This window comes from Streptomyces sp. NPDC091377 (genome assembly GCF_044757045.1).
Classification (GTDB): Bacteria; Actinomycetota; Actinomycetes; order Streptomycetales; family Streptomycetaceae; genus Streptomyces.
This window is the reverse complement of the sequence record NZ_JBIVUE010000006.1, coordinates 491,972-502,298: the sequence shown is the minus strand read 5'-3', so window position 1 is coordinate 502,298 and position 10,327 is coordinate 491,972. Positions and strand designations below refer to the sequence as shown.

Annotated in this window: 9 protein-coding genes; 2 read left to right on the top strand and 7 right to left on the bottom strand. The window is 72.1% G+C overall.

Features of this window, described 5'->3' with window-relative positions; genetic code table 11:
• Positions 1 to 449 precede the first annotated feature (449 nt).
• Positions 450 to 1,454 carry a stage II sporulation protein M gene (locus ACIQNG_RS16990; RefSeq protein WP_401485685.1) on the bottom strand — a complete coding sequence of 335 codons (1,005 nt, stop codon included), beginning with the start codon at positions 1,452 to 1,454 and terminating at the stop codon, positions 450 to 452.
• A gap of 152 nt (positions 1,455 to 1,606) precedes the next feature.
• On the opposite strand from ACIQNG_RS16990, the gene ACIQNG_RS16985 reads away from it, so the two are divergent.
• On the top strand, positions 1,607 to 2,653 hold the full coding sequence (locus tag ACIQNG_RS16985; protein ID WP_401485683.1) for an RDD family protein: 1,047 nt from the start codon (positions 1,607 to 1,609) through the stop codon (positions 2,651 to 2,653).
• Here ACIQNG_RS16985 and ACIQNG_RS16980 read toward each other — a convergent pair.
• Both ACIQNG_RS16980 and ahcY read right to left on the bottom strand, forming a co-directional pair.
• Positions 2,650 to 3,279, bottom strand: a complete 630-nt coding sequence (locus ACIQNG_RS16980; RefSeq protein ID WP_401485680.1) for a hypothetical protein — start codon at positions 3,277 to 3,279, stop codon at positions 2,650 to 2,652. The genes ACIQNG_RS16985 and ACIQNG_RS16980 overlap by 4 nt on opposite strands.
• A 156-nt stretch (positions 3,280 to 3,435) precedes the next feature.
• Positions 3,436 to 4,893 carry an adenosylhomocysteinase gene (gene ahcY, locus ACIQNG_RS16975; protein ID WP_401439918.1) on the bottom strand — a complete coding sequence of 486 codons (1,458 nt, stop codon included), beginning with the start codon at positions 4,891 to 4,893 and terminating at the stop codon, positions 3,436 to 3,438.
• Positions 4,894 to 5,254: 361 nt separating this feature from the next.
• Here ahcY and lepB point away from each other — a divergent pair, with 361 nt between their 5' ends.
• Positions 5,255 to 5,932, top strand: coding sequence for a signal peptidase I (gene lepB / locus ACIQNG_RS16970; protein WP_401485677.1), 678 nt, complete (start codon positions 5,255 to 5,257; stop codon positions 5,930 to 5,932).
• Between the two features lie 98 nt (positions 5,933 to 6,030).
• Here the strand turns inward: lepB and ACIQNG_RS16965 are convergent, their stop codons facing one another.
• The 4 genes from ACIQNG_RS16965 to ACIQNG_RS16950 all read right to left on the bottom strand — a co-directional run bounded on the left by ACIQNG_RS16965 (position 6,031) and on the right by ACIQNG_RS16950 (position 9,895).
• The gene (locus ACIQNG_RS16965; RefSeq protein ID WP_401485675.1) at positions 6,031 to 6,999 is read right to left on the bottom strand and encodes a cation diffusion facilitator family transporter; all 969 of its coding nucleotides are present in this window, start codon (positions 6,997 to 6,999) and stop codon (positions 6,031 to 6,033) included.
• A 162-nt stretch (positions 7,000 to 7,161) separates the two neighbouring features.
• Positions 7,162 to 8,313, bottom strand: coding sequence for a mannose-6-phosphate isomerase, class I (manA, locus tag ACIQNG_RS16960; RefSeq protein WP_401485673.1), 1,152 nt, complete (start codon positions 8,311 to 8,313; stop codon positions 7,162 to 7,164).
• A 107-nt stretch (positions 8,314 to 8,420) separates the two neighbouring features.
• Positions 8,421 to 9,575: an SIS domain-containing protein gene (locus ACIQNG_RS16955; RefSeq protein ID WP_401485671.1), complete on the bottom strand. Its 1,155-nt coding sequence runs from the start codon at positions 9,573 to 9,575 to the stop codon at positions 8,421 to 8,423.
• A gap of 149 nt (positions 9,576 to 9,724) precedes the next feature.
• Complete coding sequence (locus ACIQNG_RS16950) at positions 9,725 to 9,895, bottom strand: Trm112 family protein (RefSeq protein WP_401439910.1); 171 nt, start codon at positions 9,893 to 9,895, stop codon at positions 9,725 to 9,727.
• Positions 9,896 to 10,327 lie beyond the last annotated feature (432 nt).

The window sequence follows — 10,327 nt, the reverse complement described above, 5'->3', positions numbered from 1 at the left end:
GCGTTGACTTTTGGCACGCTGTTGAGTTCTCAAGGAACGGACGCTTCCTTTGTACTCACCCTCTCGGGCTTTCCTCCGGGCTTCCCTTCGGTGTCCCCGACTCTATCAGACCTTTTCTCGGCCCGATTTCCTCGGACGCTTTCCAGGTTTCCGCTTTCGCGTTTCCCTTTCCGGCGGTTCCGACTTTATCAGAAGCTTTCCGCCGGTCTGACCGGCCGTCCATTTCCGATTTCATCGGGGACGCCACATCGAAGCCGAATCCCGTAAAAACGAAGAGGTGACTTCAAGTGGCGAGTAGATTCTGCCTGCTGCCGACCGGAGCGTATCCAGTTCCAGGCAACTGTTCGAATCTACCTCCCCTGGGGCGCCGTGTCAACGGCTCCTGCGGGGCGAAGAGGAGACTAGCAGCTCAGCAGACCTGTCCGCACATCAGGCAGGTGCCGTGGGGATCAGGCCGCTGTCGGCACGGTCGCGCTGCGTTCGGCGGCGTCCAGGTCGCCTGTGGATCCCGCGCGCGCCGCACGGCCGCCGAGGACGTAGACGTAGGCCAGGAAGGCCAGCTCGGCGGCGACTCCGATGCTGATGCGGGCCCAGGTGGGGAGGCCGGACGGGGTCACGAAGCCTTCGATGGCCCCGGAGATGAACAGGACCAGGGCCAGGCCGATGGCCATGCCGACCGCGGCTCGGCCCTCCTCCGCGAGGGCGGTGCGGCGGGTGCGCGGTCCCGGGTCGATGACGGTCCAGCCGAGTCGTAGGCCGGTGCCGGCGGCGACGAAGACGGCGGTGAGTTCCAGGAGGCCGTGCGGCAGGACCAGGCCGAGGAAGATGTCGAGGCGGCCGGCGGAGGCCATCAGGCCGATGCCTATGCCCAGGTTGAGCATGTTGAGGAACAGCACCCAGAGGACGGGCAGGCCCAGGAAGACGCCCAGGATCAGGCAGAGGGCGGCGGCCTGCGCGTTGTTCGTCCAGACCTGGGCGGCGAAGGAGGCCGCGGGGTGGCTGGAGTAGTACGTCTCGTACTCGCCACCGGGGCGGGTCATCTCGCGGAGTTCGGCGGGGGCGGCCAGGGACGCCTGGACCTCGGGGTTGGCACCTACCCACCAGCCGAGAAGCGCGGCGACCAGGGTGGAGAGCAGGGCCGTCGGTATCCACCAGCGGCGCGATCGGTAGACGGCGGCCGGGAAGCCGTAGGCCAGGAAGTCCGTGACATCGCGCCAGGAAGCGCGGCGGGTGCCTGTGACGGCGCTCCGCGCGCGGGCGACGAGTTGGCTGAGGCGGCCGGTCAGCTGGGGGTCGGGCGCGCTGGACTGGATCAGGGAGAGATGGGTGGCGGCGCGCTGGTAGAGGGCGACGAGTTCGTCGGCCTCGGCGCCGGTGAGACGGCGGCGCCGGAGCAGGGTGTCGAGGCGGTCCCACTCCGCTCGATGGGCGGTGACGAAGACGTCGAGGTCCATCGGTGTGTCTGCTCCCCGGCTGTTCGTCGGACTGTTCGTCGGAGGATCGTGAAGGATCCTGGTGGATGTCAGCTTGTCGTACTGCGACGCTCCGCGTTCTCAGCTTGGCAGACTGATCGCTCCGTACGCAGGCCAGGGGAAGGACATCGGGCGTGAACGAGCTGGTGACGGGTGAGGCGGTGGCGCTGGAGGTGCGCCCGGCGAAGTTGCCGAGCAGGGCGCTGGCGGTGCTGCTGGACCTCGTCGTGGCCTTCACCTTGTATCTCGTGGTGAGTATCGCACTGATGTTCGCTTCGGGGTCGCTGGACGATGCCGCGCAGACGGCGCTCTCGATCGCGTCGTTCCTCCTGGTGCTGGTGGGGGTGCCGATCGCCGTGGAGACGCTGTCCCACGGACGGTCGCTGGGGAAGATGGCCGTCGGGCTGCGGGTGGTGCGCGACGACGGCGGTCCGATCCGGTTCCGGCACGCGCTGGTGCGCGGCGGGATCGGGATGATCGAGATCCTGATGACCTTCGGGGTCGTCGCGTGCATCGCCTCGCTGGTGTCCGAGCGGGGGCGGCGGCTCGGTGACGTGTTCGCGGGGACGCTGGTCGTACGGGAGCGGGTGCCCGCCGGGCAGACCGGGTTCCCGCCGCCGCCTCCGCCGTGGCTGGCCGGACGGTTCCAGGGGCTGGACCTGTCCGCGGTGCCGGATGGTCTGTGGCTCGCCGTACGGCAGTACCTGACGCGGATGCAGCAGCTGGATCCGCGGGTCGGGTGGGCCATGGCCGAGCGGCTGGCGGCGGATGTCGCGGCGCGTACGGGGGCTCCGGCGCCGCAGGGGGTGCCTCCGGCGGCGTATCTGGCGGCGGTGCTTCAGGAGCGGCAGGTTCGGGAGGCCCGGTGGGCGGCGGCGCACGGGGCGGGTGGGCATGCGCCGGCTGGGCATGGGGTGGGCGTGGATGGGGTGGGGGCGCGCGGGGGTGTGGAGCGGTGGTCCGATGCCGCGTCCTTGCCTTCCGCGCCCTCTGCGCCCTCTGCGCCTTCCGCGCCTTCTGCGCCCTCTGCGCCTTCGCCGTCGGCGGCACCTTCGGATGTGGCCTCGACTGTGGCCTCGACTGGGGCTGGGCCCTCGTCCCCGTCCTCGTCCGCGGCTTCGCCGTCGTCTTCGGCTTCGGCTTCGGATCGGCCCTCCACCGGGTTCGCTCCGCCGGCTTAGGCGTCGTCCTGCTCGTCGAACACCGACGGCGGTGACTCCAGGGCCTCCAGCTCGATCCCGGGGGCTGCCAGGACCACGTCCCCGGCGATGTGGACGGTGTGCCGGTCGCCGGTGTCCAGGGCTGTGACCTGGTATTCGTCCACGGTCAGGGGGGCGTTGTCAGTGGCGTGTGCTTCTCTTTTCAGCAAGGTCCAGGACTGGTCCACGGTGCGCGGGGCGAGGACCGGGTCGGTGAGGGCGACCAGGCGGACGCGGGTCGCGGCTGAGAGAGGGGTGAGGCGCAGGAGCCGGGCGGTGGCGATGAGGAACGCGGGGGAGGTGCCGGTGAAGGCGTGGGCGCGCACGTTGCCTTCGGTGGCATGGGTGCCGGTGGGGTCGGTTCGGACCCAGGTGATGCCGTCGAGGGCGGCGCCGCGTACCTGCCAGCCCGCCGCGTGGAGTTCGACACGGATGGGGCGGCCGAGGGCGTCGAGGGTGAGGTCGACGGAGCCTCGGTGGTCGCCGGAAGGGGTGGTGAGTTGCGAGACGTAGCGCCAGCCGGAGGGGCCGGGGGCGCAGTGGAAGTGTTCTTCGGCGAAGGGGGTGTGATCGTGCGGATCGAGGAGCGAATATCGGCCGCGGGGCATGGGGGTCCTGGGTTCTGACGGGCCGGCCGGTGCGGGCCCGGGGAGGCTGAGGGGATCCGACGGGACAGGCCCCCGGCACGGGGGTGCGGGGGCCTGTCCTCGGGAACCTCGCCGCCCCCGGGCGGTTCGGTGGTGCGGCTCGGCGGCCGTGGTGGATCAGTAGCGGTAGTGGTCCGGCTTGTACGGGCCCTCGACCTTCACGCCGATGTAGTCGGCCTGCTCCTGGCGGAGAGTGGTGAGCTTGACGCCCAGGGCGTCCAGGTGGAGGCGGGCGACCTTCTCGTCGAGGTGCTTGGGCAGCGTGTAGACGCCGGTCGGGTACGCGTCGGGCTTGGTGAACAGCTCGATCTGGGCCAGGGTCTGGTCCGCGAAGGAGTTGGACATCACGAACGACGGGTGACCGGTGGCGTTGCCCAGGTTCAGCAGGCGGCCCTCGGACAGCACGATGAGGACCTTGCCGTCGGCGAAGGTCCAGGTGTGGACCTGCGGCTTGACCTCGTCCTTGACGACGCCCGGGATCTTGGCGAGGCCGGCCATGTCGATCTCGTTGTCGAAGTGGCCGATGTTGCCGACGATCGCCTGGTGCTTCATCTTGGCCATGTCCGAGGCCATGATGATGTCCTTGTTGCCGGTCGTGGTGATGAAGATGTCGGCCGTCTCGACGACGTCGTCCAGGGTGGTGACCTGGTAGCCGTCCATCGCGGCCTGGAGGGCGCAGATGGGGTCGATCTCGGTGATGATCACGCGGGCGCCCTGGCCGCGCAGGGACTCCGCACAGCCCTTGCCCACGTCGCCGTAGCCGCAGACGACGGCGGTCTTGCCGCCGATCAGGACGTCGGTGGCGCGGTTGATGCCGTCGATCAGGGAGTGGCGGCAGCCGTACTTGTTGTCGAACTTCGACTTGGTGACGGCGTCGTTGACGTTGATCGCCGGGAAGAGGAGGACGCCGTCGCGCTGCATCTCGTACAGACGGTGGACGCCGGTCGTGGTCTCTTCGGTGACGCCGCGGATCTCGGAGGCGAGCTGGGTCCACTTCTGGGGGGTCTCGCCCAGGGTGCGGTTCAGCAGTTCCAGGATGACGCGGTGCTCGTCGGAGTCGGCGGTGTCGGGCGAGGGGGCCTTGCCGTCCTTCTCGTACTCGACGCCCTTGTGGAGGAGGAGGGTGGCGTCGCCACCGTCGTCCAGGATCATGTTCGGGCCGCCGGTGGGGGTGTTCGGCCAGGTCAGGGCCTGCTCCGTGCACCACCAGTACTCGTCGAGGGTCTCGCCCTTCCAGGCGAAGACGGGGATGCCCTGGGGGTTGTCGGGGGTGCCGTTCGGACCGACGGCGATCGCGGCGGCGGCGTGGTCCTGGGTGGAGAAGATGTTGCAGGAGGCCCAGCGGACCTGTGCGCCGAGGGCGACGAGGGTCTCGATGAGGACCGCGGTCTGCACGGTCATGTGGAGGGAGCCGGTGACGCGGGCGCCCTTGAGGGGCTGGGCCTCGGCGTACTCCTTGCGGATCGCCATCAGGCCGGGCATCTCGTGCTCGGCGAGGGTGATCTCCTTGCGGCCGAAGTCGGCCAGGGAGAGGTCGGCGACCTTGAAGTCCTGTCGGTGGTCGACAGTCGTCATGGCGAACTGCTCCTAGGGATCGGTGGGAGGTGGGTACGGCTGGTCTGCGCGGCGGCGGACACAGGGGTGCCCCGACCAGGGACACAGGCATGCCCGCGTGCGCGCAGCGCAGTCCGTCGGAGGCCCTCTCTCCCTCGGCCGGTCCGCCAGGGACCGCCCGACCGCCATCAGCAGCGACGTCTGGCTCCGTCCCAAGCTACACCGGACGCACCGGCCGTCCCCAGTCCGCCGGGGAAGAGTTCGTGCCGATCGGGAGGGGCCGCGGGGCTGAAAAACGATGGTTTGGGTCTGTGGGGAGGGGGGTTGGGCCGGGGGTGGTCGGTGGCTTGTACGCTGCCGCGGCGATCGGGAGGGAGTGCGTATGGGTGGGGCTCGGGTGTTACGGAGCGGGTCGGCCGGGGCGTACGGGGTGGCGGCGGTGGGGTTGGTCCTGGCGGTGGTGTGCGCGGTCGGGCTGCTCGGTGGATATCGCCTGACGTCCGTGGTGAGCGACAGCATGGCTCCGTCGTACGGGGTCGGGGACTCGGTGCTGTACGAGCGGGTCGGTGGGGGTGGGCTGCGGCGCGGGGACGTGGTGCTGTTCTCGATGCCGGGGCGGCACGGCGAGGGTGTGCTGGTGATGCAGCGGGTGATCGGGGTGGGCGGGGACCGGGTGGTGTGCTGCACGGGGGTGGGTGCGGAGGAGGCGGTCTCCGTGAACGGGCGGGTGCTGGCGGAGCCGTATGTGTTCGACGGGATCGCCCACGGGGTGGGGGCGCCGTATGACGTGCGGGTGCCGGAGGGGCGGCTGTTCCTGCTGGGTGACCGGCGGGAGACGGCCAACGACTCACGCTTCCACGCGGGTGATCACGGGGGGACGGTGCCGGTCGGTGCGGTGGAGGGGCGGGTGGTGGATGACTCCGGGCGGGCGGTGTTGCTGGCGGTGGGGACGGGCGTAGGGGCGGGCGCGCTGTTGGTGGGGGCGGGGGTGGGGATCGCCGCGGAGGTCGGGCGACGGCGGAGGGGGGAGGCCGGGGTGGTGGCGCGCGGGGTGGTGTGAGCAAGGCCCCCGGCGGAGGTGTGGGGGGAGGGGGCGGGGTCGGTCCGGCGGCGGCCGGGGGGGCTGGCGCCGCCGGGCCTTGCCGGGGTGCGGTCGGGTCAGTGGGGGGTGGGGCCGCCGGGGGTTGCTTTCGGGTCGGGGCCCTTGGCGGCTTCCGTGTCGCTGTAGACGTCGGGTTCCAGGTAGATGACGCGGGCGATGGGGACGGCCGCGCGGATGCGGGACTCGGCGGCGTCGATGGCGGTGGCGATCTCGGTGGCCGTGTTGTCGTGCTGGACGGCGATCTTCGCGGCGACCAGGAGTTCCTCGGGGCCGAGGTGCAGGGTGCGCATGTGGATGACGCGGGTGACCGTGGTGCCGTCGACCATGGCGGCCTCGATCTGCTTGACCTGGTCCAGGCCCGCGGCCTCGCCGAGCAGCAGGGACTTGGTCTCGGCGGCGAGCACGAGCGCGATGAGGATGAGGAGGACGCCGATGCAGAGGGTGCCGATGCCGTCCCAGATCCCGTCGCCGGTCAGCAGGGCGAGACCGACGCCGCCGAGGGCGAGGAACAGGCCGACGAGGGCGCCGAGGTCCTCCAGGAGGACGACCGGGAGTTCGGGTGCCTTGGCGTGGCGGACGAACTCCTTCCAGGACTGCCGGCCGCGCAGGGCGTTGGACTCCTTGATGGCCGTGCGGAAGGAGATGGTCTCCGCGATGATCGCGAAGGCGAGGACGCCGACCGGCCAGTACCAGTGCTCGATCTCGTGCGGGTGCTTGATCTTCTCGTAGCCCTCGTAGATGGCGAACATGCCGCCGACCGAGAAGAGCACGATCGAGACGAGGAAGGCGTAGATGTAGCGCTCACGGCCGTAGCCGAACGGGTGTTGCGGGGTCGCCTCGCGCTGGGCGCGCTTGCCGCCGAGGAGCAGCAGCCCCTGGTTGCCGGAGTCGGCGACGGAGTGCACCGACTCGGCGAGCATGGAGGACGAGCCGCTGAAGAGGAACGCCACGAATTTCGCTACCGCGATCGAGAGGTTGGCGAACAGTGCCGCCACGATCGCCTTGGTGCCGCCTGACGCGCTCATTGGGTCGCGTGGTCCCTTCGTACGTACGCCGCCGGTGTCCGGGGCGTCGCCCGCCGTGGGGCCGGGCCCGGCGTGGGCCCGGTCCGTGTTCTGACGGTCGGCCATTGTTGCAGCCTTGTACGGCGGTGGCGGCCGGGTTGGCGACTTCTCCCGGGCGCGGTCTCAGACCGTGATCGTCGCCCGGAACAGGGTGCCGGGGCCGGAGATCTCGGTCCGCTCCCCCGCGGGGACGAAGACGGACTGTCCGGGGGTGAGTTCCTCGTCGCCCGCGCGGACCGTGCCGGCCGTGCAGAGGAGGATCTGCGGGGTGGCTCGGGTGAGGTCGTGGGCGGCGGCGCCTGCGGGGAGGGTGTGGCGGGAGAGGCGGAATTCGTCGGTGGGGGTCTCGTAGACCTCCTCGCCGTCCGGGTCGGCCTCGGGGCGCAGCACGCCGGGGTCGGTGGGTTCGAAGCGGACGATGCGCAGGAGTTCGGGGACGTCGACGTGCTTGGGGGTGAGTCCGCAGCGCAGGACGTTGTCGGAGTTGGCCATGATCTCGACGCCGAGGCCGTTCAGGTACGCGTGCGGGATGCCGGCGCCGAGGTGGAGGGCCTCGCCGGGTTGCAGGCGGACGTGGTTGAGGAGCATCGCGGCGAGGACGCCGGGGTCGCCGGGGTAGTGGTGGGCGATGTCGGCGTAGGGGGCGTAGGCGCCGCCGAGGCGGTCGCAGGCGGCGGCGGTCTCCGTCACCGTACGGGCCATGTCGTCGCGGTCGGCGGTGAGGACGGCGGTGAGGACCTCGCGCAGGGCGGCGTCCTCGGGGTGGGCGCGCAGCAGGTCGGCGTACGGCTTGAGGGCGGCGACGCCGAGTCCTTCGAACAGGTCGGCGGCGTGCGCGGGGTCGCGGAAGCCGCACAGGCCGTCGAACTCGGTGAGGGCGCAGATGAGTTCGGGCTTGTGGTTGGCGTCCTTGTAGTTGCGGTGCGGGGCGTCCACGGGGATGCCGCGGCGCTCCTCGTCCTCGTAGCCGGCCCGGGCCTGTGCGAGGTCGGGGTGGACCTGGAGGGAGAGGGGGGCGCCGGCGGCGAGGAGCTTGAGCAGGAAGGGGAGGCGGGGGCCGAACTTCGCGACGGCGGCGGCGCCCAGTTCCCGCTCCGGGGCGGCGTCGATGACCTCGGCGAGCGTGCCGCGCGGGGTGCGTGAGGGGGCGCCGGGGTGGGCGCCCATCCACATCTCCGCCTGTGGTTCGCCGCTGGGCTCGATGCCGAGCAGGTGCGGGATGGCGGTGGTGGAACCCCAGGCGTAGGGGCGGACGGTGTTGTCGAGGCGGTCCATCTGTTCTTCTCGGGTCTCTCTGCCGGTGGTGCGGTGGTGCGTGGTGCGGGCGGGGGGCGGGGGGTGCCGGGGTGGTGGTTCGGGGGTGGTGGGGAGTCGTACGGCGGTCAGGGGGTGGCTGGTCCAGGGGATGCTCCCGTGGCGAGCGCCAGGTAAACGGCGGCGAAATCCGTGGTGGCGATCAGTTCCGCGAGGGTCTCCAGTTCGGCGCCGGGCTCGGGTTCCAGCTCGCTGATCGGCGTGTCGTGGCTGAGGGCCAGGTCACGGGCGGCGGGAGCGGCGGTGAGGCCGCCGAGCGGGCGGTCCCGTAGCAGCACTACGCGCGCGTGCAGCGCGGGCGGCTCCTCTACGCGGTCCCGGAAGAAGTCGTCGGGGTCGGCGCTGGCGGCCAGTGGGCCGGCCAGGAGGGCGCTGTGCGCGGCGAGCGCCTCGGGGAGATCGGCGACGAGGGCGGGGCGGCCGGCGAGTTCGGCGAGCGCGGCGGCGAAACGGCGGCCGGCCGGGCCTGCGGAGCTGCCCTCGGTCCAGATCACCGGGAGCGCGTCGGCGAGTTCGGCGGCGAGCGTCTTGGCCGGGTTGCTGTAGGCCACGACGGCGGGGCCGCAGCGCTCGGCGATGCGGTCGAGGCGGTCGGCGACCCTCTCCAGCGCCTCCGGGGGCGCGGTGACCAGGCCGATGCGGTCGAGGAGGACGAGCAGCGGGGTCAGCAGCGCCCACAGCACGCCGGGCGCGGAGGCGGCGAGTTCCTCGGGCTCGTCCTGTTCGTACGGGGCGGTCGCCATCGGGACGAACAGTCCGTGCGCGGCGGCGACGGAGTCGGCGAGCGGGGTGTGGGCGGGGGCGACGGCGACGACCGTGCAGCCGCGGCGGTACGCCTGGTCGGCGAGGAGGCCGAGGCCGGGTTCGGTGCCGTCGGGGGTGGCGAGGAGCAGCAGGTCGAGATTGCCGGACCAGCCGGGAAGCTCCCAGCGCAGGGCGCCGGCGACGGGGGCCACGCCGGTGGGGGCGAGGCGGATGACGGGGCCGGCGGGGGCGGCGAGGGTGCCGAGGAGGTCGGCGGCGCAGTTGGCGGCGGCGCCGGGGCCGGCGATCAGGACGGCGCGGGGGCGGCCGTCGGGCTTGAGGGCGGTGACACCCGCCTCGACGGCGTGCCGGGCCGCGGTGCGGACTCGGGCGCCCGCCTCGGCCGCGCCGCGCAGGAGGCCGCGGGTGTCGGCGCCCGCGAGGGCCTCGGGGGTGTCGAGCAGCGACTCGTCGAGCATGGGAGGGAGCCTCCGTTGGCCGGGTGTGTGCGCTTGCGCTTGCCGCGCGGGGGCTGGGGGTTGGGGTCGGGTGGGGTGGGGGGTGGATGGGGTGGGGTGGGGTGGGGTGAGGTCGGGCGCGGGGTTCGGGTCCGCGGGCCCGTGGGGGCTTATGCCGGGCGGCGGGCCTCGTCCACGAGGAGGACGGGGATGTCGTCGCGGACGGGGTAGGCGAGGCCGCAGTCCTGGGACGTGCAGATCAGCTCGGTGTCCTGCTCCTCAAGGGGGGCGTGGCAGGCCGGGCAGGCGAGGATCTCAAGGAGACCGGCTTCGAGCGGCATGTGGGTTCCTTCTGTGCGGTCGTCATGTGCGGTCGTCTGATGTTGGTGGTCAGGGTACGCCGCGGGGGTCTCTTGCGGGGGTGCGGTGGGGGTGGTGGGGGGTGGTGTGAGGGGGGTGGGGCGTGAGGGGGTGCGAGGGCAAGGGTGTTGTGGTGCGGGTCGGGTGGGTTTCGCTCGCCCGCGCCGGCGGGGTGCCGCTGCGCCCACCCGTGCCGCCCTGCGGCACGACTGCCCGCAGTGACGGTGGGGCGGCGGTTCGGGGGTGAGGGTGGCGCCCTGCGCCCGCAGTGGTGCAAGGGGGCGAGGGGGGCGCCTCGCCAGCGGCGGCATCGGGGGCGGGGGCTCAGCGGCGGCATCCGGGGCGGGAGGATTAGCGGCGGCCCCAGGGGCGGGGGGGCTCAGCGGCGGCACCGGGGGCGCCGGGGGCGGGAG